This window comes from Bradyrhizobium sp. USDA 326, assembly GCF_049739485.1.
GTDB lineage: Bacteria > Pseudomonadota > Alphaproteobacteria > Rhizobiales > Xanthobacteraceae > Bradyrhizobium.
This window is the reverse complement of record NZ_JBMGQA010000001.1, coordinates 3,899,941-3,925,001: the sequence shown is the minus strand read 5'-3', so window position 1 is coordinate 3,925,001 and position 25,061 is coordinate 3,899,941. Positions and strand designations below refer to the sequence as shown.

General features: G+C 64.3%; 24 protein-coding genes. 11 read left to right on the top strand and 13 right to left on the bottom strand.

All coding sequences use genetic code 11. The features are described from left to right. Nucleotides 1-46: 46 nt before the first annotated feature. The 3 genes from ABIG06_RS18385 to ABIG06_RS18375 all read left to right on the top strand — a co-directional run bounded on the left by ABIG06_RS18385 (nt 47) and on the right by ABIG06_RS18375 (nt 2,896). A complete protein-coding gene (locus ABIG06_RS18385; protein WP_124163045.1) occupies nt 47-1,093 on the top strand; it encodes a glycosyltransferase family 2 protein in 1,047 nt (348 codons plus the stop codon). Beyond that, entirely contained in the window at nt 1,090-1,935 is an 846-nt protein-coding gene (locus tag ABIG06_RS18380; RefSeq protein WP_370138038.1) for a ChbG/HpnK family deacetylase, read from the top strand. The genes ABIG06_RS18385 and ABIG06_RS18380 overlap by 4 nt, the downstream gene beginning before the upstream one ends. Before the next feature lie 127 nt (nt 1,936-2,062). Further along, the gene (locus ABIG06_RS18375; protein ID WP_370138036.1) at nt 2,063-2,896 is read left to right on the top strand and encodes a DUF2076 domain-containing protein; all 834 of its coding nucleotides are present in this window, start codon (nt 2,063-2,065) and stop codon (nt 2,894-2,896) included. Between the two features lie 117 nt (nt 2,897-3,013). On the opposite strand, the gene ABIG06_RS18370 is transcribed toward ABIG06_RS18375, so the two are convergent. Then, nucleotides 3,014-3,814 (bottom strand): L,D-transpeptidase, encoded by an 801-nt coding sequence (locus tag ABIG06_RS18370; RefSeq protein ID WP_370138034.1) that lies wholly within the window; start codon nt 3,812-3,814, stop codon nt 3,014-3,016. Between the two features lie 314 nt (nt 3,815-4,128). Between ABIG06_RS18370 and ABIG06_RS18365 the strand changes: the two genes are divergently transcribed. Then, entirely contained in the window at nt 4,129-4,908 is a 780-nt protein-coding gene (locus ABIG06_RS18365; protein ID WP_199752221.1) for a protein phosphatase CheZ, read from the top strand. A 180-nt stretch (nt 4,909-5,088) separates the two neighbouring features. Here ABIG06_RS18365 and ABIG06_RS18360 read toward each other — a convergent pair whose 3' ends face one another. Further along, complete coding sequence (locus ABIG06_RS18360) at nt 5,089-5,610, bottom strand: hypothetical protein (protein WP_061879002.1); 522 nt, start codon at nt 5,608-5,610, stop codon at nt 5,089-5,091. A gap of 316 nt (nt 5,611-5,926) precedes the next feature. Between ABIG06_RS18360 and ABIG06_RS18355 the strand changes: the two genes are divergently transcribed. The 3 genes from ABIG06_RS18355 (at nt 5,927) to ABIG06_RS18345 (ending at nt 9,436) form a co-directional block, all read left to right on the top strand. After that, nucleotides 5,927-6,223: a co-chaperone GroES gene (locus ABIG06_RS18355; protein WP_025033779.1), complete on the top strand. Its 297-nt coding sequence runs from the start codon at nt 5,927-5,929 to the stop codon at nt 6,221-6,223. A 170-nt stretch (nt 6,224-6,393) separates the two neighbouring features. Next, a complete protein-coding gene (groL, locus tag ABIG06_RS18350) occupies nt 6,394-8,025 on the top strand; it encodes a chaperonin GroEL (protein ID WP_124163051.1) in 1,632 nt (543 codons plus the stop codon). A 199-nt stretch (nt 8,026-8,224) separates the two neighbouring features. Continuing rightward, complete coding sequence (locus ABIG06_RS18345) at nt 8,225-9,436, top strand: hypothetical protein (protein WP_370138031.1); 1,212 nt, start codon at nt 8,225-8,227, stop codon at nt 9,434-9,436. 186 nt (nt 9,437-9,622) lie between these two features. Here the strand turns inward: ABIG06_RS18345 and ABIG06_RS18340 are convergent, their stop codons facing one another. After that, nucleotides 9,623-10,021 carry an META domain-containing protein gene (locus ABIG06_RS18340; protein ID WP_370138029.1) on the bottom strand — a complete coding sequence of 133 codons (399 nt, stop codon included), beginning with the start codon at nt 10,019-10,021 and terminating at the stop codon, nt 9,623-9,625. A 133-nt stretch (nt 10,022-10,154) separates the two neighbouring features. Next, on the bottom strand, nt 10,155-11,819 hold the full coding sequence (locus ABIG06_RS18335) for an L-lactate permease (RefSeq protein ID WP_370138027.1): 1,665 nt from the start codon (nt 11,817-11,819) through the stop codon (nt 10,155-10,157). Nucleotides 11,820-12,131: 312 nt separating this feature from the next. Between ABIG06_RS18335 and ABIG06_RS18330 the strand changes: the two genes are divergently transcribed. Continuing rightward, the gene (locus tag ABIG06_RS18330) at nt 12,132-13,886 is read left to right on the top strand and encodes an ABC transporter ATP-binding protein/permease (protein WP_370138025.1); all 1,755 of its coding nucleotides are present in this window, start codon (nt 12,132-12,134) and stop codon (nt 13,884-13,886) included. A 339-nt stretch (nt 13,887-14,225) separates the two neighbouring features. Here ABIG06_RS18330 and ABIG06_RS18325 read toward each other — a convergent pair whose 3' ends face one another. The 5 genes from ABIG06_RS18325 to ABIG06_RS18305 form a co-directional block, all read right to left on the bottom strand. Beyond that, nucleotides 14,226-15,257: a TorF family putative porin gene (locus ABIG06_RS18325; RefSeq protein WP_124163057.1), complete on the bottom strand. Its 1,032-nt coding sequence runs from the start codon at nt 15,255-15,257 to the stop codon at nt 14,226-14,228. 401 nt (nt 15,258-15,658) lie between these two features. Further along, the gene (locus tag ABIG06_RS18320; RefSeq protein WP_124163058.1) at nt 15,659-16,027 is read right to left on the bottom strand and encodes a histone; all 369 of its coding nucleotides are present in this window, start codon (nt 16,025-16,027) and stop codon (nt 15,659-15,661) included. An 86-nt stretch (nt 16,028-16,113) separates the two neighbouring features. After that, nucleotides 16,114-17,436: a glycolate oxidase subunit GlcF gene (gene glcF, locus ABIG06_RS18315; RefSeq protein WP_370138024.1), complete on the bottom strand. Its 1,323-nt coding sequence runs from the start codon at nt 17,434-17,436 to the stop codon at nt 16,114-16,116. Beyond that, the gene (locus ABIG06_RS18310) at nt 17,433-18,671 is read right to left on the bottom strand and encodes an FAD-binding protein (RefSeq protein WP_124163113.1); all 1,239 of its coding nucleotides are present in this window, start codon (nt 18,669-18,671) and stop codon (nt 17,433-17,435) included. Before ABIG06_RS18310 ends, glcF begins: the two co-directional genes overlap by 4 nt. A gap of 52 nt (nt 18,672-18,723) precedes the next feature. Further along, complete coding sequence (locus tag ABIG06_RS18305; protein WP_370138021.1) at nt 18,724-20,217, bottom strand: FAD-linked oxidase C-terminal domain-containing protein; 1,494 nt, start codon at nt 20,215-20,217, stop codon at nt 18,724-18,726. A gap of 260 nt (nt 20,218-20,477) precedes the next feature. Between ABIG06_RS18305 and cycA the strand changes: the two genes are divergently transcribed. Then, nucleotides 20,478-20,873, top strand: coding sequence for a cytochrome c-550 CycA (cycA, locus tag ABIG06_RS18300; RefSeq protein WP_028182288.1), 396 nt, complete (start codon nt 20,478-20,480; stop codon nt 20,871-20,873). A gap of 74 nt (nt 20,874-20,947) precedes the next feature. On the opposite strand, the gene ABIG06_RS18295 is transcribed toward cycA, so the two are convergent. Then, nucleotides 20,948-21,904 (bottom strand): alpha/beta fold hydrolase, encoded by a 957-nt coding sequence (locus tag ABIG06_RS18295; RefSeq protein WP_370138020.1) that lies wholly within the window; start codon nt 21,902-21,904, stop codon nt 20,948-20,950. Between the two features lie 328 nt (nt 21,905-22,232). On the opposite strand from ABIG06_RS18295, the gene ABIG06_RS18290 reads away from it, so the two are divergent. Next, complete coding sequence (locus ABIG06_RS18290; RefSeq protein WP_028180446.1) at nt 22,233-22,415, top strand: hypothetical protein; 183 nt, start codon at nt 22,233-22,235, stop codon at nt 22,413-22,415. Between the two features lie 7 nt (nt 22,416-22,422). Here ABIG06_RS18290 and ABIG06_RS18285 read toward each other — a convergent pair whose 3' ends face one another. The 3 genes from ABIG06_RS18285 to ykgO all read right to left on the bottom strand — a co-directional run bounded on the left by ABIG06_RS18285 (nt 22,423) and on the right by ykgO (nt 23,721). Then, on the bottom strand, nt 22,423-22,683 hold the full coding sequence (locus ABIG06_RS18285; protein WP_124163062.1) for a hypothetical protein: 261 nt from the start codon (nt 22,681-22,683) through the stop codon (nt 22,423-22,425). 173 nt (nt 22,684-22,856) lie between these two features. Next, on the bottom strand, nt 22,857-23,489 hold the full coding sequence (locus ABIG06_RS18280; protein WP_124163063.1) for a tetratricopeptide repeat protein: 633 nt from the start codon (nt 23,487-23,489) through the stop codon (nt 22,857-22,859). A gap of 106 nt (nt 23,490-23,595) precedes the next feature. After that, on the bottom strand, nt 23,596-23,721 hold the full coding sequence (ykgO, locus tag ABIG06_RS18275; RefSeq protein WP_006611362.1) for a type B 50S ribosomal protein L36: 126 nt from the start codon (nt 23,719-23,721) through the stop codon (nt 23,596-23,598). Between the two features lie 304 nt (nt 23,722-24,025). Here ykgO and ABIG06_RS18270 point away from each other — a divergent pair, with 304 nt between their 5' ends. Then, nucleotides 24,026-24,910: an amidohydrolase family protein gene (locus tag ABIG06_RS18270; RefSeq protein WP_124163064.1), complete on the top strand. Its 885-nt coding sequence runs from the start codon at nt 24,026-24,028 to the stop codon at nt 24,908-24,910. The last annotated feature ends 151 nt before the right edge of the window (nt 24,911-25,061 follow it).

The window sequence follows — 25,061 nt, the reverse complement described above, 5'->3', positions numbered from 1 at the left end:
ACCATATGCTGTTGAGAACATCTAAACGCCTCTGGAACCTTGATCGATGACGCTGGGCTCTGACGTTTCCGGCATGACGACCACCGCAGCGAGCGCCGCCGCGAAGGGGCTGTCGATCGTCGTCCCCGTCTACAACGAGGCGGCGGGCCTCGCTGCCCTGCATCAGCGCATCTGCGATCTCGCAAAGACGCTGCGGCAGCGCTATCGGCTGTCTTGCGAGGTCGTCTACGTCGACGACGGCAGTAAGGATGCGACGCTGTCGATCGCCCGGTCGCTGCCGGCCGACGCGATCGACGTCCAGGTGGTGTCGCTGTCGCGCAATTTCGGCAAGGAGGCCGCGCTGATGGCAGGCCTCGACCATGCCCGGCTCGGCGCCGTCATGTTCATGGACGGGGACGGCCAGCATCCGCCGGCGCTCATCGAACAGCTGGTGCGGCACTGGATCGATGACGGCTACGACGTCGTCTACACCGCCAAGGCGCATCGCGACAACGAGCCCTTCCTGCGCCGGGTCGCGGTGCACGGCTTCTACGCGCTGATCAATTGGGGCGCACGCCAGAAGATTCCCGAGGACGCCGGCGACTTCCGCCTGCTGTCGCCGCGCGCGGTCGCGGCGCTGAGGCAGCTGCCGGAACGCAACCGCTTCTTCAAGGGCCTCGCCAGCTGGATCGGCTTCCGCCAGATCCGCGTCGACTACGAGCCCGCAGCGCGCGTCCATGGCGTCACCACCTTCAACGCCGCAAGCCTGCTCGGCCTCTCGATCGAGGGTCTGACATCGTTTTCGGTGGCACCGCTGCGCTTCGCCAGCCTGCTCGGCGTCATTCTCGCCGGAGGTGCCTTCCTGTTCGGCCTGTCGATCCTCTGGGAGGTGTTCACGACCGGCAAGCAGGTGCCCGGCTATCCCTCGCTCGTGATCGGCCTGATGACGATCGGCGGCGTGCAGCTCATCATGATCGGCATCGTCGGCGAATATATCGGCAAGATCCTTTCCGAGCTGAAGGCGCGCCCGATCTACTTCGTCGCCGAGCACAGCGAAAAGCACTCCGAGGCCGGCAAGGCCAACGACGCCCCGAACAGGACGGCCGCCGAATGAGCGCGGCCGCGAGCCCGCGGCGAATCTGGCTCTGCGCCGACGATTACGGTATCAGCCCGGGCGTCAACCGCGCCATCCGCGACCTGATCGAACGCGGCCGCCTCAACGCCACCTCGGTGATGATGGTGGGTGCAGCGATCGAACGCAGCGAGATCGAGGCGCTTCAGTCCGCAACAAAGACCAACCCGCGCTGCACGATCGGATTGCACGTGACGCTGTCGGCGCCGTTCCGGCCGCTCACCATGCATTTCCGACCGCTCGACGGCGACATGTTCATGCCGTTTCCGAAGCTGCTGCGCGCGGGCGTTTTGCGGCGGCTCGACCGGGAATTCTTCCGCAACGAAGTCAAGGCGCAGCTGGCAGCCTTCATGGACGCGTTCGGGCGCGCCCCTGACTTTGTCGACGGTCACCAGCACGTGCAGCTCTATCCGCAGGTGCGCGACGGCTTCGTCGATGCGGTCGCCGAGACTGCGCCAAACGCCTGGGTGCGTCAGGGCGGGCGCGATCTGCCGCTCAGGCAACGGCTGGCGTCCCCCAAAGCTCTGGTGCTCGACAGCCTCAGCGCGCAATTCCGCCGCCGCGCCGGCAGCGCCGGCCTCAGCTTCAACCCCGGCTTCGCCGGCGCCTATGATTTTACGCGCAACGCCGATTTCGGCGCGCTGATGCGGCAATTCCTGCAAGGCCTGCCCGACGGCGGTCTCGTGATGTGCCATCCCGGCTTCGTCGATGACGTCCTCGCCGGCCTCGATCCGATGACCGATGTCCGCGAGCGCGAGCATGCCTATCTCTCGGGCGAAGCCTTCGCGCGCCTGCTGGCGGACAGCAACGTGACACTGGGATGAAACCGGCGAAGAGCTGGCCCAGGAGGCAGCTTGTCGCATACGGAAATTTAATCCGGCCGGCACTGTTGGGGCCACAATGGAACCCTACATCTCCTCCGCGCTTGGTTTCGCGCGAAGGAGACAGATCATGACGCCGCAGGAACGCCAGCTCGTCGACGACCTTTTCGACCGGCTTTCAAAGCTGGAAAATGCACCGCGCGATCCCGATGCGGTCGCCGCGATCTCCGACGGCCTGCGCAAGGCGCCCGGCGCCGTCTATGCGCTGGTGCAGACCACGCTGTTGCAGGACGAAGCGCTGAAGCGCGCCCATGACCGCATCCAGCAGCTGGAAGCCGCCCAAGCGCCCGAGCCCGCCCAGTCCGGCGGCTTCCTCGACACCATGCGCGACACGCTGTTCGGCGGGAGCCCCTCGCGTGGTTCGGTTCCGAACGTGCCGCCGCGTGAGCAGCGCCCGGTATGGAACACCGGCCAGGCGATGCAACAGAGCCAGCCGGGCTACGGCGCGCCGCCTTACGGGCAGGCCTATGGCCAGGGGCCAGGGCCGGGCTATGGCGCTCCGCCGGTGGGCGGTGGCGGCGGCTCGTTCCTCGGCACGGCGGCGGCGGCCGCGGCCGGCGTCGTCGGCGGCTCGCTGCTGCTCTCCAGCATCCGCGGCATGATGGGTGGATCGCATCAGCAGGCTTTTGGCGACACCACGATCATCGAGGAGCGCGGCGGCGGTGCAGGCGGAAGCCCCTGGGGCGGTAGCGATCAGTCGGGTGGTTCGCTGTCGCGCGATGCCGGCCTCAACGACATCGGCTCGAACCGCGATTCCCGCCAGGGCTTCTTCGACCAGGCCTCGAACGACGACCGAAACAACAACAACGACCAGAATTACGACAACGATCACGACGACAACATGGACATGGCCGACGACAGCGATTTCGGCGACGGAGACGACGGCGGCAGCGACTACGCGTGACGCCGATCTACGACGCATGCAAGCGAACGGCCGCCGATGAGGCGGCCGTTTTCATGAGATGCGTCTTGCTCGGGCGTCCTTCCTTCTCCCTGCAACAAGGAGAGAGGGCAACGACGATCACATCACCACAACCTTGGTGCCGACATTGACGCGGCCGTAGAGGTCGATGACGTCCTCGTTGCGCATACGGATGCAACCGGAGGAGACGTTGGTGCCGATGGTCCAGGGCTCGTTGGAGCCGTGAATCCGGTAGAGCGTCGAGCCGAGATACATCGCGCGGGCGCCAAGAGGATTTTCCGGACCGCCTTCCATGTGCCGGGGCAGATCGGGACGGCGTGCGAGCATTTCCTTCGGCGGCGTCCAGTCCGGCCATTCGCGCTTGGCGGTGATCGACTTCACGCCGGACCAGGTGAAGCCGGGACGGCCGACGCCGATGCCGTAGCGCATCGCCCTGCCGTTGCCCTCGACGAGATAAAGAAACTTGTTCGGCGTATCGACCACGATGGTGCCGGGACTTTCGTTGCCGTTATAGTCAACGAGTTGTTTCTCGAATCTCGGATCGAACGGACGCTGCCGCGGGTCGACCGCCTCTTCCTGGAGAGCTGCGCCTTGCATCTGCGGCTCGCCCATCGGCGGCAGGCGGCGCTGATCGTAATAGGCCGGCTGCTGCTGATACACCGGCTGCTGCGGCGCGTAGGCCGGACCGCGGCCGGGACCGTCGCCGAACAGGAACTCGATAAAGCCGCCACCCATGTTCGAATTGGAAGCGACGCGCACCGGCGCCGGCGGCACCTGCGGCGCATAGAGCACCGCGGGCGGATCGTTCGGCACGCTGTTGTCGAAGGCGCTGGCGTCGTTGGCGCCGGCCATGAAGGTGCAAGCGCTGCCGAGCAGCGCGACAGACATTTTCTTGAACATCGACGTACTCTGTACTGTTTCGTCTAGATCACACGCGCCGTGGAAGCTGCCTGGCTGATCGGCGCCCGCGACGTGGTCAATAAAAAGCAAAAGCCGTTGCGTTTGGTAAACGGATCGGGCGTTTGGATTCACCACGTCGCAAGTGACGGCGCAATTTGGCGATCAGCGTTTATTTTCCATGAATGACGCGCGTCCATGGTTAATCGCTTCTTCGCGCAGCCTCGCGCGCGGCCGCCCGGCAGTTCCCGCTGTGAACCTCGTGTTAAATCGCTTCTGCCTACAAAGACGCGTGAATGAGGTGGGGGAGTATCCTGATGGCTGTTCACCGCAAACGTTTTCGTGTCGAGGATATCGTCGGTGGCGAGATGCCCATTCTAGACGTAACTGAAGAGGCTCCCCCGATGCATAGCGAGATCATGGCCGAGCTGCGCGCGATCCGCGCACAGATGGCGAAGGGCACTGCACCGCTGTCCGGCAGCGCAGCCATGGCGGCGATCGATGCCTCGACGGCCCACGAGCTCGCCGAAGCGCGCACCATGCTGGAGACCTACCGGGCACAGATCGAGCAGTGCGAGAAGCTGAAGGTCGAGCTCGACCTCATCCACGACGCCATCGACCGCACCAAGCGCGAGATCGCGACGCTGCACGGCAAGAGCTTCGACGGCGGCGAAATGGCCAAGGTCAATGGCGAGCTCGGCGCGGTGGTCGGCGGCACCGAGCAGGCGACCCAGCAGATCCTCGAAGCCGCTGAATCGATCGATCAGGCCGCCAGCGCAATGTCCAAGGTGGACTCGGCCGATCAGCAGAAGCGACTGGCCGACGACATCCAGGAACGCGTCATCTCGATCTTCGAAGCCTGCAACTTCCAGGACCTGACCGGCCAGCGCATCAGCAAGGTCATGACCACGATGAAGTTCATCGAGCAGCACATCAATGCGATGATGGACATCTGGGGCGGCGTCGACGCCATCAAGGCCCATGTCCCCGCGCATGTCGACAACCGCAGCGACGACGAGAAGCTCCTCAACGGCCCGAAGCTCGCCGGCGACGTCGGCCATGCCTCGCAGGACGACATCGACGCGCTGTTCGACTGAGCGGGCGCATACGTAAAACCAAAACGCCGGTCCTGGGGCCGGCGTTTTTTGTCTTGTCTCTCGCTGTCATTCCGGGGCGGTCCGCAGGACCGAACCCGGACTCCAGAGCTTTAGGGCAGCGGACTCACATCGAGATTCCGGGTTCGCGCTTCGCGCGCCCCGGAATGACGGAGACGAGCGTCACGCCCGCGGCGCGCAGCGGACGTAGACCATGTTGCCGTAGCGGGTGGCGGCGTCCTTGTCGATGAAGCGGGTGATCAGGACGCGGCCGTCGAAGGAGATGATCTCGCGATCCTGCTCGCCAGGGGTCGGCCCCGCCGGTCCGATGTAGTTCTTGCCGCTCGGCGAGCCCTTCAGCCGCAGTTCCTGCGGCGTCGCCTGGTCGGCCAGATGCATGATCACGCCGCCGGAGGAGCCAGCCGTGATCACATAGGGGTTCTTGCACTGCGCCCGGGCGGCAGCCTCGGTGCGGGCGCGGTCGGCCGGGTTCTGGAACGAGGCGAGACCCCAGCGGCCGACGATCTCGTCGGCGCGGATGGTGGCCGGCATTTCCGGAGCTGTGCCGGGTTCGGCTTCGGGCGGCGGTGAGGACGACGAGAAGGACGGCAGGCTCATGCCGCCGCCGCAGGCGCCCAGCAACAGCGCCAGACAGGAGGCTGCCGCCAGATTGGCAACCGTGCGCGCGTGAGCTGAACTGATCATGGCATTCCCCCGAACAAGACGACGGCCGCACCCCTCCCGCAGCCAAGCGCAAAACCGCTGCCGGAGCAATGACGTCCTTCTGTACGCCGACGCCCCGAACGAGTTTCCAATGCCACCATCCTATATCCGCCTCAACAATCGCTTAACCACCTTTGCTTGACAGGATCGCGGCCAAGCCATATTTCCGGGCCCACTATTAGCACTCGGAAAGCCCGATTGCTAAGCGCGCCGTTCGATCCCTCGGGGAGAGGGTGGACGGACGCGCCGCCCCACCGACTTCCACTACTTCCGAAGCGAGCCTCCAAAGGGAAACGTCATGGCTAAATCCAAATTTCGTCCGCTGCATGACCGTGTCGTGGTCAAACGTATCGACGCCGAGGAAAAGACCAAGGGCGGCATCATCATTCCCGACACCGCCAAGGAAAAGCCGTCGCAGGGCGAAGTCGTCGCCGTCGGCCCCGGCGGCCGCGATGAGACCGGCAAGCTGATCCCGATCGACCTCAAGGTCGGCGACCGCGTGCTGTTCGGCAAGTGGTCGGGCACCGAGGTCAAGATCGACAACGAAGAGCTCCTGATCATGAAGGAGTCGGACATCATGGGCGTGCTGGCCTAAGGCCATCTGCCTGAACGGCCGCTGAATGTGCCGCTGTCATGCCCGGGCTCGACCCGGGCATCCATCATTGTTCGCAAGATGATGGATTGCCGGGTCAAGCCCGGCAATGACGGAGAAAGCGCAACCCAGCACAGCACAAGACACATCGTAAACACGAGGGACTGCAGACCATGGCTGCCAAAGACGTCAAGTTTTCCGGAGACGCGCGCGATCGCATGCTGCGCGGCGTCGACATTCTCGCCAACGCCGTCAAGGTGACGCTCGGCCCGAAGGGCCGCAACGTCGTCATCGAGAAGTCGTTCGGCGCGCCCCGCATCACCAAGGACGGCGTCACCGTCGCCAAGGAGATCGAGCTCGAGGACAAGTTCGAGAACATGGGCGCCCAGATGGTGCGTGAGGTCGCCTCCAAGACCAACGACCTCGCCGGCGACGGCACCACCACCGCGACCGTGCTGGCCCAGGCCATCGTGCGCGAAGGCGCCAAGGCGGTTGCCGCCGGCATGAACCCGATGGATCTCAAGCGCGGCATCGACACCGCGGTCGCCGCCGTCGTCAAGGACATCGAAAAGCGCGCCAAGCCGGTCGCCGCCTCCTCCGAGGTCGCCCAGGTCGGCACCATCTCGGCCAATGGCGATGCCGCCATCGGCAAGATGATCGCTCAGGCGATGCAGAAGGTCGGCAACGAGGGCGTCATCACCGTCGAGGAAAACAAGTCGCTCGACACCGAGGTGGACATCGTCGAGGGCATGAAGTTCGACCGCGGCTATCTCAGCCCCTACTTCGTCACCAACGCCGAGAAGATGACCGCCGAGCTCGAGGACGCCTACATCCTCCTGCACGAGAAGAAGCTCTCGGGCCTGCAGGCCATGCTGCCGGTGCTGGAAGCCGTGGTGCAGTCGGGCAAGCCGCTCGTCATCATCGCCGAGGACGTCGAGGGCGAGGCGCTGGCCACCCTGGTCGTCAACCGCCTGCGTGGCGGCCTCAAGGTTGCCGCCGTGAAGGCGCCGGGCTTCGGCGACCGCCGCAAGGCCATGCTGGAGGATATCGCCATCCTGACCGGCGGCCAGCTGATCTCCGAGGAACTCGGCATCAAGCTCGAGAACGTCACGGTGAAGATGCTGGGACGCGCGGGCAAGGTGGTGATCGACAAGGAGAACACCACGATCGTCAAGGGCGCCGGCAAGAAGCCCGAGATCGAGGCGCGCGTCGGCCAGATCAAGGCCCAGATCGAGGAGACCACCTCGGATTACGACCGTGAGAAGCTCCAGGAGCGCCTGGCCAAGCTCGCCGGCGGCGTCGCGGTGATCCGCGTCGGCGGCGCCACCGAGATCGAGGTCAAGGAGAAGAAGGACCGCGTCGAGGACGCGCTGAACGCCACCCGCGCTGCGGTGCAGGAGGGCATCGTCCCCGGCGGCGGCGTCGCGCTGCTCCGCGCCAAGAAGGCGGTGGGCCGTCTCACCAACGCCAACGACGACGTCCAGGCCGGCATCAACATCGTGCTGAAGGCACTGGAAGCCCCGATCCGCCAGATCTCCGAGAACGCGGGCGTGGAAGGCTCGATCGTCGTCGGCAAGATCCTGGAGAACAAGTCCGAGACCTTCGGCTTCGACGCCCAGAACGAGGACTATGTCGACATGGTCGAGAAGGGCATCATCGACCCCGCCAAGGTGGTGCGCACCGCGCTCCAGGACGCCTCCTCCGTGGCCGGCCTGCTGGTGACCACCGAGGCCATGGTCGCCGAGCTGCCGAAGAAGGAAGCTCCGCCGGCCATGCCGGCCGGCGGCGGCATGGGCGGCTTCTAAGCCTCCGTTCCATCGCAGTATTGCGAAGGCCGCCTCCGGGCGGCCTTCTTTTTTGCCGACCCTGCCTCTTTCGCTTTCCAATTCAACCGCCAGCCAAAAACCACTACGGTGGCGCCGATTCTAACTGTTTGGGCATGATCTCCTCGGAAAACCGCTTCACACTTTTCCGGATCATGCCCGTTGCCCGAGGTCTTCGTCGATGCGCGCGCTTCTGGTTTGTTCGACTGCCCTTCTGGCGGCTCTGCTCGCCGTCTCGCCCGAGTTCGCCTCCGCCCAGATGAAGCTGTCGCCGAAGGCGACAGTGCCGGGCGGACCCGAGACGCGCTATTTCACGTCGATCGACGGGCTGATGGACGGCAATGCCGACGTGATCCTGAAGGAGACGCGCCAGGGCAGGACGGTCACCGCGGCGGTGCTCGACGTCTGCTACCCGATCGCGAAGAACTCCGACCGCAAGGACCGCTTCGTCGTCAATCTCCAGATCGCCGGCCAGACGCTGACGGGAACGACGCAGAGCCTTGGCAACAAGTCGCCGGTCAGCGTCAAGCTGCTGCGCAAACAGTCCGGCGACACGTTCGAGTTTCGCGGCCAGATCGCGATCGGCCAGGCGGTGACCGAGGTCACCTCCCCCGACAATTCCGATCTCAGCGAGAAGGAATTTCTGGATAGCCAGACCTCAGACGACGGCATCACGCCGCAGCCGAAGGATTTCACCGACGTCTCGCCGGAAGCAATTGCAGTCAAGGTCAAGCTCGACGCTGCAACCGACTTCCTGAAGAGCCTGAAGGGCCAGGAGGTCGAGGTGACGCTGGCGAGCCTCACCGTCGGCTGCGACGCACTGCGCGCAGGCGAGCAGACCATCAACATGTCGGTCGATCCCGAGCGCGCGGGAGCGCTGCTGTCGAAGATCAAGGCGATGCCCGGCGTCACGGCCGCAGGCTGGACCGCGGGCATGATCGAGATGGACCGCACCATCCGCTTCCCCGCGGCAGACTGGCGCGAGGGTGACAAGATCAACAAGGGCAAGCTTGCGACTGCGGTAGCAAGCGTGCTGGGCAGGACGTTCGCGGCAAAGCCGGTCTCGCAAGACTTCAACCCCGCGACCGGCAAGCTCAAGCTGGTGTTCAAGCGGCCGAATCAGGATTTTCCGACGCTCGAGCTCACCGACACGATCGAGGTCGCGGGGCTCATATCGCCCGACAAGCCGGGCGCCACCGACAAGCTCATGCTCTGGATCGGCAGCCCCGCGACCACGACCGCCGACGAGAGCAGCGGTGCCAGGCTCAACCTGTCCGACGATGCGAGCCTGGACGAAGAAGGCGATCTGCCTGACGACAACGGGGCGATCGAGGCGCTCGCCACCGAGCTGAAGGGCCAGCGCTGGGACGCGGATAAATCGGTGTGGAAGTAGGCCTCACGTGCCCCGGACGCAGCGCAGCACTCCCGGCGATGCAAAGCATGGTCCGATGTGATGCGCTGCAGAGCCGGGGCCCAGGGGCTACAAGCGAAGTCGCGGATAGGAAGCTGGGTCCCGCTCTGCGGCGCCTCGCTTGCGCGACGCGCCTTGTCCGGGACACGAGAGCAACGTTCGAGAGACCTAATTCCCAGTCGTCCTGAAGCGCAGCGGCTTGGGGCCGATCAGCGTCAGCACGTCGCCCTGGCGCTTCCAGGTCTCGACGCTGCCGAGCGCGGCCACGAGTTCGTCGTCGGCCTGCGCCTTCGCCGCCGGGCAGGAACGGTCCTGGATCTGGCCGGGGACGAAGATCACGGTGTTGCCGGCGACCGAGAACTGGCCCTTGCCGCCCTTGCACCAGAGCTCCAGCACGACCTCGCCATGGTCGCCGATCTCGATGTTCGGAATCCGCTTCGAGCCTGCTTGCGGCAATGCTTCCAGCGTCATCTCGGTGCCGAACGGGAAACCGTCCTCGGCACGCGCGAGCGTGGAGATCGCGATCATTGCAACCGCCGCACACATCAATCGCTTGAGCGAAACCATGAGACCTCTCGACCGACCTGATTTGCGGCACCTTCTATAAGACGGCGGCATCATTGAGAAGGTTGGTCCAGATGCAAAAATCCCCGCGAGGGCGGACCTCGCGGGGATTTGCGTCGAAGCGAAGCGCTGCCGGCTACTTCAGAACCATCGCCGTGAACGGCCAGACATAGGCCTGCAACGTCACGAGCACGCCGACGAGGCACGCCAGCACGATGGAGTGCCAGAACACGAAGCGCAGGATGGTGCCCTCATGCCCGTACCAGTTGGTGGCGGTGGAGGCGACCACGATCGACTGGGCGTCGATCATCTTGCCCATCACGCCGCCGGAGGAGTTCGCCGCGGCCATCAGGATCGGCGACAGGCCGAGCTGCTCGGAGGTAATCTTCTGGAGGTTGCCGAACAGGATATTGGACGACGTATCCGATCCCGTCAGCGCCACGCCGAGCCAGCCGAGCAGCGTGCCGAAGAAGGGATAGAGCACACCGGTCGCGGCAAAGGCGAGTCCCAGCGTTGCGTCGACGCCGGACAGCCGGGTGAGCGTGCCGATCGCCAGCATCGCCGAGATCGTGATCAGCGAGATCGCGCAGAGCCGGATGGTGCGGCCATACTCGGCCACAAGCCGGCCGGGAGCGACGCCCATCAGGACGCCGGAGATGATCGCCGCAAGCAGCATGCCTGTGCCGGTGAACGACAGGTATGTGAAGCTGAACACTGCAGCCTCTTTCGTCGGCCCTGGAGCGACCGGCGGCATCTTGTTGATCATCTGGTGCAGCTCGGGCACGGGATAGTTCCAGACGAAGATCGAGTTCGCCCAGCCCTTGAAGGCGCCATTGCCCCAGATCAGCATCACGATGCAGACGATGATCCAGGGAAGAAGCGCATTGAAGAGCTCGGCCTGCGTCAGCGGCGTCTTGTCGAGCGGTCTTGCCGCCGTCATGGTCGAGGCCGATTCATCGTGGCCCCGCAGCGCCGGCGACAGCCAAAGCTGCTTCGGTTGCCACACCTTCAGAAACAGGATCAGCGCCCCCATCGAGATCAGCGACGCGCCGATGTCGACGATCCAGGGATTGATGTAGTTCGAAATCACGAACTGCGGGACGGCAAACGATATGCCGGTGACGAGGATCGCCGGCCAGACGTCCTTCATGCCTTTCCATCCGGCGAACGCCCACACCACCCAGAATGGCACGATCAGCGAGAAGAACGGCAATTGCCGGCCGACCATCGCGCCCAGGATGTAGGGATCGAAGCCAGTGACCGAAGCGAGGCCCTGGATCGGTGTGCCCAGCGCGCCATAGGCGACCGGCGCGGTGTTGGCGATCAGCGACAGGCCGGAGGCTGCGAGCGGCGAGAAGCCGAGCCCGATCAGCACTGCGCCGGTGATCGCGACGGGCGTGCCGAAGCCGGAGGCGCCCTCGAAGAACGCCCCGAACGAGAACGCGATCAGCAGCAATTGCAGCCGCCGGTCCTCGGTGACGCCGCCGATGGCACGCTTGAGCAATTCGAAGCGGCCGGTGCTCACCGTCACCTGGTAGAGGAAGATGACGTTGAGGACGATCCAGCCGATGGGGAAGAACCCGGTGACGATGCCCAGCACCGAGGCGCGGATCGACATGTTCGCGGGCATGGTGAAAACGAAGATCGTGATCAGGTTGGTCACGATCACGGCGATAACGGCCGCGATATGCGCCTGGACGCGACCGCTCGCGATCAGGACCAGCAGCGTGACGACGGGCACCGCCGCCGCGATGGTCGACAGCACCGGGCTGTTCAGCGGATCGTAGATTTGATTCCACATGCTCTTTCTCCCCACGCATGTTTGCGGCAGGCGGCCCGCGTGGAGAGCCGATCCTGCTTGACGCTCGAAGTGAGACCTCCCGAGCCGGACGCGACGTCCTCGCGAATGTGGTGGTTCCCACCCGCTCACAAGCTCGCGAAACCCCGAAGCACCTGCCCCGCGCCGTCGAGCGCCATGCTAGGGTTGCGGGCTGCGACAATCCAACGCAAATTGCAGATCCTGCGACTTTAGTCTAACCCGCGCCCGTCTCCGCCATTGCCGCAAGTCTTGGCTCTGGGCGTTTGTGCACATCCCCCGAGGAGACCCAGCTCTGTGAAGAACATCAGCGCCACGCTCGCGATCGTCTGGCGAATCGCCGCTCCTTATTTTCGGTCGGAGGACAAATGGGCGGGCCGGGGCCTGCTCGCCGCCGTCGTCGCGATGGAGCTCGCGCTGGTCGCGATCGACGTGCTGGTGAACCAGTGGCAGAACCGGTTCTATAGCGCGCTGCAGAACAGCGACTGGGACAGCTTCGTGAGGGAGATCTGGATCTTCCTCGCGCTCGCGTTCACCTATATCGCACTGGCTGTCTACAAGCTCTACCTGAACCAGTGGCTCCAGATTCGCTGGCGGCAATGGCTCACCCGGCACTATCTCGGCGAATGGCTCCGGAGCGCCACGCATTATCGCATGCAGCTCAAGGGCGACGCGGCCGACAACCCGGACCAGCGCATCACCGAGGACGTCAAGAATTTCGTCGAGCAGACCCTGATCATCGGGCTTGGCCTGCTCTCGTCGATCGTGACGCTGTTCTCTTTCGTCATCATCCTTTGGGGCCTTTCCAATGCCGCGCCACTACGCCTGTTCGGCACCGATCTCATGATCCCCGGCTATCTGTGCTGGGGCGCGCTGATCTACGCGATCTTCGGCACCGCTCTGACGCACTGGATCGGCGCACCGCTGGTCAACCTCAATTTCGAGCAGCAACGCTACGAAGCCGACTTCCGCTTTAACCTCGTCCGCGTCCGCGAAAATTCCGAGCAGATCGCGCTACTTAGGGGTGAAAGCGCCGAACGGACCCGCCTGCTCGACCGCTTCGGCTTCGTGATCGCCAACTGGTACGCCATCATGAGCCGGACCAAGCGCCTCACCGCGTTCACGGCCAGCTATCAGCAGGCCGCAGTGATCTTTCCGTACGTGCTGGTGGCGCCGGCCTTCTTCGCCAAGAAGATCCAGCTCGGTGACATGATGCAGACCGCATCCGCCTTCTCCAGCGTACAGGGCGCGCTGTCGTTCTTCGTCACGGCTTACCGGTCTCTGGCGGAGTGGCGCTCGATCGTTGCGCGCCTCGATGGCTTCGAGATGTCCGTCGAGTCAGCCGCGAATCTGCCGGCACATGAGCCTGCCATCGCGCTGGAGGTTACCGGCGGCCGCAGTATCGACCTCGAGCAGATCTGCGTGAACCTGCCCAACGGCACCCCGCTGGTTGCCGCCAAGGCGTTCACCATCGAGACGTCGGAGCGCGTGTTGGTGACCGGACCGTCGGGCTCCGGCAAGTCCACGCTGTTCCGGGCCATCGCCGGCATTTGGCCATTCGGTACCGGCACGGTTGTCATCCCCGAGAAGGCAAAGCTGATGATGCTGCCGCAGCGGCCCTATTTTCCGGTCGGCATGTTGCACGATGCCGTTGTCTATCCGGCAGCGCCAGGTGCATTCGCGGCCGCGCAAGTTCGCGATGCGGTGAGCGCCGTTGGCCTGCCCGACCTCGCCGGGCGGCTCGACGAGGACGGCCACTGGAACCGGACGCTCTCGCTCGGCGAGCAGCAGCGCCTCGGGCTCGCCCGCGCGCTGTTGCATGTCCCGGACTATCTGTTCCTGGACGAGGCGACTGCCTCGCTGGACGAGCCGTCGGAGGCTCGGCTCTACCGCCTGCTGGTGGAGAAGCTGCCGCAGGCCACCATCGTCTCGATCGGCCACCGCTCGACGCTCGACGCCTTCCACACGCGCAAGGTGGCGCTGGTGAAGGACGGTGCCATTCACGTCCTCGGCGGCGAACGGGCTGCAGCAGAGCCGACCGTGGCGCGCTGAGGCGCAAGGCCTCCCTCGCCGGCCGTCGCGTCGAAAGAACCGGATGGGCGGCTTCTGGTCTAAGGGACGCCCAACTCGGGCCTCGTCATTGCGAGGAGCTCTTGCGACGAAGCAATCCAGACTGTCTCGGCAGAAAGACGCTGGATTGCTTCGCTGCGCGACGGCGCAATGTGAGGCAGCGGCGCCGCTCTCCCGCCTCGCATTTCGAGCCGCAGACGCAGCTTTGTAATCTCTTGGCCGGCTCCTCCCCCAAGGCCGTCCCTGCTTCACCTCCGACCCCAAAGCAAAAGGGCGGCAGGTTGTCCTGCCGCCCTTGCCTAAGTCGTCTCGGAAAGAAACTTACTTCAGGTTGGTCATCGCCGTCAGGTCGACAGAGAGCTTGGCGACGCCAGCAGCGCTACACCAGTTGGAGCCGAAAGCCGTGGTTGCGTTCGCGCCACCGTTGATCGGGGTAACGAAGCCGGGGCTCGAGTTGGTGGCGGAGAAGTCGCTGGTGAAGGCGTTGCAGTCACCCTTCGACAGATCGGTGTCGTAGTAGCGCAGATCGAGCGTGAACACCTTGTAGGTGAAGCCGACGCCGACGTTCCAGGTGTTGTAGCTCGGCTCCTTGATGCCGTTCGCGTACACCGGATCGCCTGCGATGCCGTAGAAGATGTCGGAGGTGCCGAGCCACTGGCGGCCGAACTCACCCGACACATACATGCCGACGCCGCTGGCACCGAAGGTCGTGCTCGGCGCAGTCCACTTGGCCGTGACCGAGGCGTAGTTGCCCCAGGCGCCGAGGTTCAGGAAGTTCGGCGAATAGTACTCGTTGAAGCCGACCGTCCACTGGTCGTTGATGGCGACGTTCAGCTTGGCATAGGCTTCGAAGAAGCTCGCGTCCTTCTTGGCGAAGTTGCCGTTGATCGGAAGGCCGATCGCGCCCTGGGAGTTGTCGAGGCTGCTACCGCAATTGCCCTGCGCAAGGGTGCCCTGCGAGCCGAAGCAGCTTCCGCCCGGATAGAGGTAGCCCCAGACACCGAAGTCGAAGGCGAACATGCCGAAGGTCGGGCGGATACCGCCGTAGATGTCGACTTCTGCCGCCGCCCGGTTCGGGAACGAGATGCTCGAGGCGGACGTACCGATATAGAGCTGGAGGTCCTTGTTGACGTTGTAGCGCGGCTCGAAATAGGCCGTGACCGACGGGTTGTGGTTCGACTGGGTAATGCCGCGGAAGATGTAATCGCTCATGATGCCGGCGCCGAAAGCGACATCCCATGGATCGAAGGCCGGGGGCGGCGGGGCCTTCAGCGCCTTCACGCGCAAGTCTGCCGCGAAAGCCGAACCCGTTACCATTGCCAGCGCCGTTGCCAACAAAACCGCTTTTTTCATTTCGATCCCCATCACCAATTCTTAGACCCCAGTCGGATTCCGGAAGCCCCCGGGGCGCCCGACCTGATTGCAAATTACATCACTGCGACAATCTGGATTGGCGGATAGGAACCGTGAAGCAAAAAGCGCGGGCATCTGCCGACTTTTTAGGCGTTTCGACCAATTCACGAAAGGTTGTTGGCCTGTGTGGCTTCCCGACCACATTTTTCTCTTTCCAAAGTGCACAGGAGGCCCGTGTAAGTCCGGGGGTCTTCGGCTGGGTGACGCCCAGGCCACGAATTAGACAGGCGCGGCAAACGGCTGACACTGAATCAGCTTGCGACGATGCAAAAAGGCCGCAGCGCCCGGCGCCGCGGCCCTTCTGATTGCAGATCGCTTCAAGAGCCAAGGAGCGGCCGGGCTTACCCCTGCCCCTCTGCCGGCGCGGGTTCCGCAGAAGACGAAGGCATCGCCCAGCTTGTCTCGGAGGCAGGCTCGGGAGCCGGAGCTTCCGCCGGGGCCGATGGCTTCGGAGCAGGAGCTGCCTTCGCCTTCTTCGGTGCCGCTTTCTTCGCGGCCTTCTTGGGTGCGGCCTTCTTGGCCGACTTCGCCGCAGCCTTCTTCTTGGCAGCCTTCTTCGGAGCTGCCTTCTTGGCAGACTTCTTCGCAGCTTTCTTTGCAGTCTTCTTGGCTGCCTTCTTGGCTACCTTCTTTGCGGTCTTCTTCTTCGCTGCTACGGCCTTCTTCGCTTTTTTGGCCTTCTTGCTTTTCTTCTTCTTCGCTTTCGCCATCGTGGTCCTCCTGTTGCCGCCGAACAATGGTCGATCGGGCGTCGTTCTGCCGTCACCTTCGGACGAAAGCTCGAGCCCTTGAAAGCTCAAGCTTGTGCGTTCGATGTCGGCCGCGCCCCGCCCGTAGCCCAATCGAGAAGCTCAATCGTGTGTACGACCGGAACTGACGTGCCACTGGCAATCTGCACCATGCAGCCGATATTGCCCGCGGCAATCATGTCCGGCTTGACGCTTGCGATGTTGGCGACCTTGCGATCGCGCAACCGGCCCGCAAGCTCGGGCTGGAGAATGTTGTAGGTCCCCGCCGAACCGCAACACAAATGGCTCTCGGGCACATCTTTCACCACGAATCCATTCTTGGAAAGCAATTCTTTCGGAAGGCCCGTGATTTTCTGCCCGTGCTGCAACGAACATGCGGAGTGATAGGCGACGACGATGTCGTCCTGTCTCGCGGTCGTCGCGAGGTCGAGGCCGGCGACGTATTCGGTGATATCCTTGGCGAGCGCCGACACCTTCGCCGCATCGGCCGCGAACGCGGAGTCCTCGCGCAGGAGATAGCCATAGTCCTTGATGACCGTGCCGCAGCCGGACGTCGTCACCAGGATCGCGTCGAGCCCCTCTCCGGCGGCTTCCTTGCACCACGCCGCGACGTTGGCGCGAGCTCGCGCCAACGCATCCTGGTCGTTGCCAAGGTGATGGGTCAGCGCGCCACAGCACTGCTCGTCCCGGACCAGGACCACCTCGATGCCGTGGCGGGTGAGGAGACTGATGGCGGCCTGGTTGATGCGCGGCGCCAGCACCTGCTGGGCGCAGCCCTGGAGGAGCGCCACACGTCCGCGCTTCTTGCCGAGCGCCGCGAATACGCTGCCCGCAGCAGGCCCTGCCGGCGGCAATTGGTTCGGGGCCAGCGCCAGCATCGCCTTAATGCGCTGGATCAATCCGGGCGTCGCCGAAGGCCGGGGCGTCGGCAGCAAGACGCCCAGCGGACGCGCCAGCCGCGCCAGCCACATGCTGATGCGGAAGCGCTGCGGGTCCGGCAGCACGAAGGCCAGCACCTGGCGCAGCAGCCGCTCGGCCAAAGGCCGCTGATAGCGCTGCTCGATCCGGACCCTGGCCTGGTCGACGAGGTGCATGTAGTTCACGCCCGAGGGGCAGGTCGTCATGCAGGCAAGGCAGGACAGGCAGCGGTCGACATGCTTGACCACCTCGGCCGTCGGCGCCTGGTCCTTCTCCAGCATCTCCTTGATCAGGTAGATGCGCCCGCGCGGGCTGTCGAGCTCGTCGCCGAGCAGCACATAGGTCGGACAGGTCGCGGTGCAGAAGCCGCAATGGACGCAGGCCCGCAGGATCTTGTCGGCTTCCGCGATGTCGGGGTCGGCGAGTTGCGCGAGCGAGAATTCGGTCTTCATGACGCAGCGCCTCGCGTCAGCCGTCCCCGGTTGAGAATGGTCTTCGGATCGAAGCTGGCACGTACCCGCTCGCTGAGGGCGGCGATCCCGGGCGCCTGCGGCTGGAACACGTCGACCATGCGCCTGACATCCTCGGCCGCCCGGATCAGCGTGGCGTGTCCCCCAACCGCATTGGCGCGCGTGCGCACGAGCGGGGCATGCGCGTCTGATTTCGGCGGCAATGCCGCCCAGATCAGTCCGCCGCCCCAATCGTAGATCAAGTCGCCCCCCGTCTCGCGCGCCAATTGGACGCCGAGTGCCGCGCCCGAGGCCGGCGGACAGACGATCCGCCACACCGGCCAGGCGCCGAGCGCGCCGCCGGCCGCAAATGGCACCACGTCGCGGATCGCGGCCCACAGCGCCGCGGAGGCCCCATCCTCGACCAGCGTCGAAGTTCCGAACGGCGCCAGCAATTCGCGCAGCGATCCGGCGCGGTGCGCGGCGGAGGCCGTGATGCCCTCGAGCCGCAGCATGGTCAGCGCCTCGCCTTGGCCGGCAATGTCGCCAAGCCCCTCGACCTTGGCCCGGAGTTCCGATTTCGGCAGATGCGCGGCGCCGGAGACGTCGAAGGGCGAGCCCAGCGCGGCGGTCATGGCCTTGTTGGCGGCAGCATCCTCTAACCCGCGCAGCAACAGCGTCCGCTCGGCCTCCGGCTTCGGCATCACCTTGAGCGTGACCTCCGTCATCACCGACAGCGTGCCCCAGGACCCGGCGAGCAGCTTGCAGAGGTCGTAGCCGGTGACGTTCTTCACCACCTTGCCGCCGGTCTTGAAGCTGTCGCCGAAGCCCGAGACGGCGTGCGCACCGAGCAGATGATCACGCGCCCCGCCCGCCCGGATGCGCCGCGGCCCGGCGAGCCCGGCCGCGATCATGCCGCCGATGGTGCCTGATACGGGCGTGCCGAGCAGCGGGGCGGTGTTGACGGGCTCGAAGGCGAATTGCTGGTTCTTGGCATCGATCAGCGACAGCACGTCGGCGAGCGGCGCTCCGGCCTGGAGCGTCACGATCAGCTCGTTCGGCTCGTAGGAGGTGACGGCACTCAGCGCGGAAACGTCGAGCACGGCGTTGGTTGCCATCGCATGGCCAATGCTGCGCTTGCTGCCATGGCCGATGATCTCGAGCGGCTGCTCGCTCGCAATCGCCGCGCGCACCACCTCTTCGACGTCTTTGGCGTCTCTGACCTTGAGCGTATCCACCACTGAGCCGGTATCGAAGTTTACAAGGGAAAGCAATTCGTTCGTCGCGTCGCTAGAACCGCGGCAAATCCGGGAACGCCAGCTTGCCGGCATGTACATGCATGCGGCCGAGCTCGGCGCAGCGGTGCAGGGTCGGAAACACCTTTCCGGGATTGAGCAGGCCCTGCGAATCGAAGGCGCATTTCAGCCGCTGCTGCTGGTTGAGGTCGATCTCGCTGAACATGTCGGGCATCAGGTCGCGCTTCTCGATGCCGACGCCGTGCTCGCCGGTGAGCACGCCGCCGAACTCCACGCAGGCGCGCAGGATGTCGGCGCCGAACGCTTCGGCGCGCTCGATCTCGCCGGGCTTGTTGGCATCGTAGAGGATCAGCGGATGCAGATTGCCGTCGCCGGCGTGGAACACGTTGGCGCAGCCGAGCTGATATTTTTCCGAGAGCTCGCGGATGCGGGCGAGCGCCTTCGGCAGCGCGCCGCGCGGGATCGTGCCGTCCATGCAGAGATAGTCGGGCGAGATGCGGCCGACGGCCGGAAACGCGGCCTTGCGGCCGGCCCAGAACAGATTGCGCTCGGCCTCCGAGGTCGAGATCTGGCAATTGGTCGAGCCGCAGGCATTGGCGATGGTCTCGACGCGCGTGATCAGCTCGTCGACCTCGATCTTGGGCCCGTCGAGCTCGATGATCAGCAGTGCCTCTACGTCGAGCGGATAGCCGGCATGGACGAAGGCCTCCGCGGCGTGGATCGCGGGCTTGTCCATCATCTCCATGCCGCCCGGAATGATCCCCGCGCCGATGATGCGCGCCACGCATTCGCCGGCCGCCTCGACTTGCGCAAAGCCGACCATCAGCGCGCGCGCCGTCTCCGGCTTTTGCAGGATGCGCACCGTGATCTCGGTGATGACGCCGAGCAGGCCCTCGGAACCGGTAATGACGCCCATCAGGTCGTAGCCGGAATTTTCCGCCGACTTGCCGCCGATGCGCAGGATCTCGCCGCTCATCAGCACGATCTCGCAACCGAGCACGTTGTTGGTGGTCATGCCGTATTTGAGACAGTGCACGCCGCCGGAATTCTCGGCGACATTGCCGCCGATCGAGCAGGCGATCTGGGAGGACGGATCGGGCGCATAATAGAAGCCGGCATGCGCGACCGCCTGGCTGATCGCAAGGTTGGTGACGCCGGGCTCGGTGACGACGACGCGGTTGTCGAAATCGATCTCGCGAATGCGCTTGAACTTGCCGAGCCCCAGCAGCACGCCGTCTTCGAGCGGCAGTGCGCCGCCGGACAGCGAGGTGCCGGAGCCGCGCGGCACGACCTTGATGCCTTGTGCAGCACAATATTTCAGGACCAGCGAGACCTGCTCCGTCGTGTCGGGTAGCACCACGACCATCGGCGGCTGCCGGTAGGCGGTCAGCCCGTCGGATTCATACGCCCGCATCTCGGCTGCACTGTCGATCACGCCCTCGCCGGGCACGATTGCGCGCAACGCAGCAATGATCTCCGCGCGGCGCGCGAGCACCGCCTGGTCGCTCGCAGGCATCATGATGGCCATGACATATCCTTCCGGCTCGTAACCCAAGATCAATTTGTCGCGGCAAATCAATCACGTCCACGCCTGTTTGTGTAGGCCATCCGAAAGTCGGATCGACGGTGTTCCGCGAGTTCGCTCTGGGACAAGTAGGAAATCGTGAAACCTGTCATGGTTTGATGGCTTGTCCAAGCCGAGCAGGCCTGCCAAAAGCGGCGGGCCGGCGATTGTCGATCAGGCAAGAGACTGACCAGACCCACCAGGGAAGAGACGAAGAGCACCCGATGACAAAACTGACTTTTGGCGCACTGACGATCCTCACCGTGATTGCCACCGCACCCGCCGCGATGGCGCAGGATGTAGCGGCCGGCAAGACGTCGTTCAACAAATGCCTGGCCTGCCACGCGATCGGCGAAGGCGCCAAGAACAAGGTGGGCCCCGAGCTCAACGGCCTCAACGGCCGCAAGTCGGGAACCGCGCCGGACTACAATTATTCGGACGCGAACAAGAATTCCGGCATCACCTGGGATGAGGCCACGTTCAAGGAATACATCAAGGACCCCAAGGCCAAGATTCCCGGCACCAAGATGGCGTTCGCCGGCATCAAGAACGAGACCGAGATCAACAATCTCTGGGCCTTCCTCGCCCAATACGACAAGGACGGGAAGATCAAGCAGTAGGCGCGCAAGAGGCGGCCGCCGGAGCTGACGCGTTTTCATCGTGCGAAGTGGTATCCACTTCGCATGAGAGCGCCTTAATCGGCGGCCGCCTGCGCCGGGACGATCCTGCCGATCATCGTCTCGATCTCCGCCTTCACGAGATCCGGCACGGCATTCTGCACCATGTGGCCGAGGTCGGGCAGCACGATCAGCTTCGCATTCCGCACGGTCGCGGCAAAGGGGCGTGCGTGGATGTCGGTCTTCACAGTCTTGTCGGGCTCGCCGGCGATGATCGTGACCGGCGCCTTTATCTCGCCATAGCGCGCGACTTGCGCGGCCACCGCTTCCTTCAGCGTCACCAGATCATGGGCGTTGGCGATGAACTCGCGCGGACGCAACAGCAACGGCGTCGCGGAGTCCTTGACGAAACCATCCGGCATGATCTGCGGCAGGAAGACGTTGCGCGCGCCGGATTCAGCGAGGGCGTAACCGAGTGGCAGCGTGATGGTGTAGGCGAGCAGCGGACCGATCACGGGCGTTGCGATGATCTCGTTGTAGCGGCCGACGCCGCCGCGCCAGGGATGAGTGACGGGCGCGAGCATGACGAGACCGGCAACGCGGTGCGGATGATCGAGCGCGATTCGCGCGCCGAGTGCGCCGCTCCAGGAATGCACCACGAAAACCGCGCGATCGATTCCGAGCTTATGAAGCGCCTCATCGATCATCCGCGCCTGGATTTGCGGCGTCGAATCCTGCCGCCGCGCACGGTGGCTCCAGCCATGGCCCGGGCGGTCGATCAGAATCACGCGACGGTCTCCGGCGAGGATGTCGCCGAGCGGCCGCCGCATCGCTTCGAGATTGGAGCTCGCGCCGTGCAGCATCACGATCGGAAGACCCGAATCGCGTGGGCCGATGTCGACGACATGAAGGGTCGCGCCGTCGACCTCGACCATCCGGCCCTGCGGTGGAAAGGTGCGTTGCACGGCGACGATTCCCGCCTGCGTGACCAGCGCCAGCAGAACCAGCGCCGTCACGACTGACATTACGATCATGGGGAGAATCCGGGTGATCCTGGGCACAGGGCAGTTACGGGTCTGATCGGGCGGCAGTTTCGCCGTCGGCCTGGCGAGCTTCCACTGATAATCCAGGGGCTGTGGATATGTGCATAATTGCAGAACGGAAAATTCAATGAAATCAAGGATCTTCTGCTGCACGCACAAGCCCCCGGGACAGCTTCATGCGGCCGTCATCACGGCTTCCATATAATCGCCATGGTCGGTTCCGCCATCTAGGCGCGGGTGGGTGCCGATCCTTCTCGCAATCTCACGCGATGCGGGAAAGGCCGGCAGGATTTGTCCTGGTTTGAACCGGAGAATTTCAATGAGCTTCAGATCGAACGATACTGCGATCGACGAGATCGTCGCGAGCTGCAACGGCGACCTGCGCGGTGCCGTGCGGGCGCTGCTCCTGATCAACGAGCATCTCGAGACCGAGCTTGCAAAGGCTTACGCCGCAGCCGCCGACCGCGGCCTCGTCGAGCGCGGCAGCAGCGTCCTGCATTGAGCGCAGTCTAGTTCGGACCGCCTTCCGCTTTCTCATCCTCGGGCGTGACAGCGGGACAGGCGCGGATCGTCGAACGGGCAAGCTTGGCATCGGCCATGGACTTGTAGGGACCGTCACCGAACCAGATATCGCCGATGATCACGGGATTGCTGGTCACGATGTTGCATTTTCCGGTGGCGCGGTTGCCGACCACCCAGAACAGTCCGTCGGCGAAGCTCACCGCCCCCGACGCGAGCAGCAATATGGCTGCGAGTACCAAACGCTTCATGGCTTTCGCTCCTGCCATTCAGGTAGGCCTGCAGCAGGTCCCGCAATAGCCCTCGCGACGCCCCGCTTCGGATCGTGGTTAATCCGGACACGCCGCAACCGCTCGGCAATTGATCAACTTGTCCCTATTGGCTTGAGCACGATCAACCGCTGCACACCCTTTGCGGCTCACGCCTAGATGTCGCGACCTTCGACTTTCTCTGTCAGCGCCTTGACCTGATCGGGTATCTTTTCGAGGTGCGGATTGACGGCGAGCGCCTTGCGATAGGCATCAAGCGCGCGCTTCTCGTCGCCGACCTCCTGCATGATCATGCCGAGCCCGGCGAGCGCGCCGAAATGGCGCGGCTCCCGGATCAGCACTTGCTGGATATCCGCGAGAGAGCGGCCATAGTCGTTCTGCATGTAATAGAGCGTCGCCCGCCGATTCCAAGCCTCGATGTAATCGGGCCTGAGCTTGATGACCGAATCCAGCAGCTTGATCGCGACATCGATCTTTTTCGCATCGACGGCGGTCTTGGCGCGCGACATCAGAAGCGCCGCGGTGTCGCTCGGGGTCTGGAGCCAGATCGCCCAGATCCGCGCCTCGACATGCTTGGCGCTGACCTCGTCGGGAGCGGCCTTCAGTGCGCCGAACAGGAAATCGAGATTTTTGCTGCGATCGACCTTGGGCAGCTTGGCCGGCGCTTCGGGCAGCTTCTTCTGTTTGGCCGGAGGCTCAATCTGCTGCGCCAAGGCCGGAGCCGGGCCGGCGGCTCCCAGCACGAGGGCCAGACCGAGGATGCGCGCAAAGGGGAATCTGTCTGCCATGATGAAAGTCTAAACGCGCAAAGCCGCCCTTGCAAAGCAAAGGCGGCGTCAAACTCGTGTGAGCCGTGATCTTGCGGGGCGCGCGAAGGCGTCCGGCCGGGCGAGATCAGCCCTGCCGTGCCTTGAAGCGGCGCTGCACCTTGTTGATCACATAGACCCGGCCCTTGCGGCGGACCAGGCGGTTGGCGCGATGGCGACCGCGCAGCGATTTCAGCGAGTTACGGACCTTCATGGCAGAATCCTGAACGTTCGAAAGGCCGTGTTCGGCACTACCGTTTCGGCACGCGCGAATGTGGCGAAATGAGATTCTTCCCGCTGGCGGACCGACCGCCCGGGACGGGGCGGTTCTTAAGGCATGGCGGGCGGTGATGTCAATGTTAACCGCCCCGTTCCGGGCAGCAAAATCGTGAGAACAACCCCATGCACAGTAGAAGCGGCCGGATCGGCCCGATCCGCCCGACCGGTCACTTGCGGCAGCGCCTTGCCAATTTCGTTATATCATATAATCAATTCGGCAACCCGTCGGGAGGAAACCCATGCCGAAACTGAAGCTGCCTGATATCGACAATGTCGTCGCGATCGACATCCACACCCATGCCGAGGAGCCCTGCGGCTGCCATCCCGACGATGGCTATGACGATTTCCAGGCGCAGATGGCCGAGTACTTCAAGTCGCCGAACAAGCACCCGCCGACCGTACCGGAGACCGCGGCCTACTACCGCTCCAAGAACATCGCTGCCGTCATCTTCCCGGTCGACGCCGAGCGCGAGACCGGCTTCCGCCGCTACAACAATTACGAGATGCTGGAAGTCGCCTCCGAGCATCTCGACGTCCTCATCCCCTTCGTCTCGATCGACCCGCACAAGGGCAAGCTCGGCGCGCGCGAGGCGCGCAAGCTGATCGAGGAATACGGCGTGCGCGGCTTCAAATTCCACCCGACCATGCAGGGCTTCTACGCCAACGACCGCATGGCCTATCCGCTCTATGAAGAGATCAACAATGGCGGTGCGATCGCGCTGTTTCACACCGGCCAGACCGGCGTCGGCTCGGGCATGCCCGGCGGCATGGGCATGCGGCTGAAATATTCCAACCCGATGTACATGGACGACGTCGCGGCCGATTTCCCCGACCTCAAGATCATCCTCGCCCACCCCTCCTTCCCCTGGCAGGAGGAGGCGCTGTCGGTCGCGACCCACAAGCCGAACGTCTATATCGACCTTTCGGGCTGGTCGCCGAAATATTTCCCGCCGATCCTGGTGCGCTACATCAACTCGATCCTGCAGGACAAGATGCTGTTCGGCTCGGACTGGCCGGTGATCACACCGGACCGCTGGCTCTCCGACTTCGCCAAGATCGACATCCGCGACGAGATCCGGCCGAAGGTGCTGAAGGCGAACGCGAGAAAGCTGCTGGGGATCTGAGCGCGATAGGCTGACGTCGGATCGAACTCGGACAGTAGCGCCCCTCTCCGTTCCCTCCCCTTGTGGGTGTTCAGACCGGGGACATGGTGGACAGGTGTTCGGAGACATCGTGGACACTTTCGGGCGTTCCGTCGAGGCGCGCGCAGCGCGT

What these genes read in the sequence shown, in the direction of transcription:
- glcF (WP_370138024.1), bottom strand. Translation starts at nt 17,436, where the DNA reads ATGAAGACCGAATTCTCGCTCGCGCAACTCGCCGACCCCGACATCGCG.
- groL (WP_124163051.1), top strand. Translation starts at nt 6,394, where the DNA reads ATGGCTGCCAAAGACGTCAAGTTTTCCGGAGACGCGCGCGATCGCATG.
- ABIG06_RS18370 (WP_370138034.1), bottom strand. Translation starts at nt 3,814, where the DNA reads ATGTTCAAGAAAATGTCTGTCGCGCTGCTCGGCAGCGCTTGCACCTTC.
- ykgO (WP_006611362.1), bottom strand. Translation starts at nt 23,721, where the DNA reads ATGAAGGTCCGTAACTCGCTGAAATCGCTGCGCGGTCGCCATCGCGCC.
- ABIG06_RS18305 (WP_370138021.1), bottom strand. Translation starts at nt 20,217, where the DNA reads ATGGCCATCATGATGCCTGCGAGCGACCAGGCGGTGCTCGCGCGCCGC.
- ABIG06_RS18325 (WP_124163057.1), bottom strand. Translation starts at nt 15,257, where the DNA reads ATGAAAAAAGCGGTTTTGTTGGCAACGGCGCTGGCAATGGTAACGGGT.
- ABIG06_RS18285 (WP_124163062.1), bottom strand. Translation starts at nt 22,683, where the DNA reads ATGAAGCGTTTGGTACTCGCAGCCATATTGCTGCTCGCGTCGGGGGCG.
- ABIG06_RS18380 (WP_370138038.1), top strand. Translation starts at nt 1,090, where the DNA reads ATGAGCGCGGCCGCGAGCCCGCGGCGAATCTGGCTCTGCGCCGACGAT.
- ABIG06_RS18270 (WP_124163064.1), top strand. Translation starts at nt 24,026, where the DNA reads ATGCCGAAACTGAAGCTGCCTGATATCGACAATGTCGTCGCGATCGAC.
- ABIG06_RS18295 (WP_370138020.1), bottom strand. Translation starts at nt 21,904, where the DNA reads ATGATCGTAATGTCAGTCGTGACGGCGCTGGTTCTGCTGGCGCTGGTC.
- ABIG06_RS18320 (WP_124163058.1), bottom strand. Translation starts at nt 16,027, where the DNA reads ATGGCGAAAGCGAAGAAGAAGAAAAGCAAGAAGGCCAAAAAAGCGAAG.
- ABIG06_RS18290 (WP_028180446.1), top strand. Translation starts at nt 22,233, where the DNA reads ATGAGCTTCAGATCGAACGATACTGCGATCGACGAGATCGTCGCGAGC.
- ABIG06_RS18355 (WP_025033779.1), top strand. Translation starts at nt 5,927, where the DNA reads ATGGCTAAATCCAAATTTCGTCCGCTGCATGACCGTGTCGTGGTCAAA.
- ABIG06_RS18280 (WP_124163063.1), bottom strand. Translation starts at nt 23,489, where the DNA reads ATGGCAGACAGATTCCCCTTTGCGCGCATCCTCGGTCTGGCCCTCGTG.
- ABIG06_RS18335 (WP_370138027.1), bottom strand. Translation starts at nt 11,819, where the DNA reads ATGTGGAATCAAATCTACGATCCGCTGAACAGCCCGGTGCTGTCGACC.
- ABIG06_RS18345 (WP_370138031.1), top strand. Translation starts at nt 8,225, where the DNA reads ATGCGCGCGCTTCTGGTTTGTTCGACTGCCCTTCTGGCGGCTCTGCTC.
- ABIG06_RS18385 (WP_124163045.1), top strand. Translation starts at nt 47, where the DNA reads ATGACGCTGGGCTCTGACGTTTCCGGCATGACGACCACCGCAGCGAGC.
- ABIG06_RS18375 (WP_370138036.1), top strand. Translation starts at nt 2,063, where the DNA reads ATGACGCCGCAGGAACGCCAGCTCGTCGACGACCTTTTCGACCGGCTT.
- ABIG06_RS18365 (WP_199752221.1), top strand. Translation starts at nt 4,129, where the DNA reads ATGGCTGTTCACCGCAAACGTTTTCGTGTCGAGGATATCGTCGGTGGC.
- cycA (WP_028182288.1), top strand. Translation starts at nt 20,478, where the DNA reads ATGACAAAACTGACTTTTGGCGCACTGACGATCCTCACCGTGATTGCC.
- ABIG06_RS18360 (WP_061879002.1), bottom strand. Translation starts at nt 5,610, where the DNA reads ATGATCAGTTCAGCTCACGCGCGCACGGTTGCCAATCTGGCGGCAGCC.
- ABIG06_RS18340 (WP_370138029.1), bottom strand. Translation starts at nt 10,021, where the DNA reads ATGGTTTCGCTCAAGCGATTGATGTGTGCGGCGGTTGCAATGATCGCG.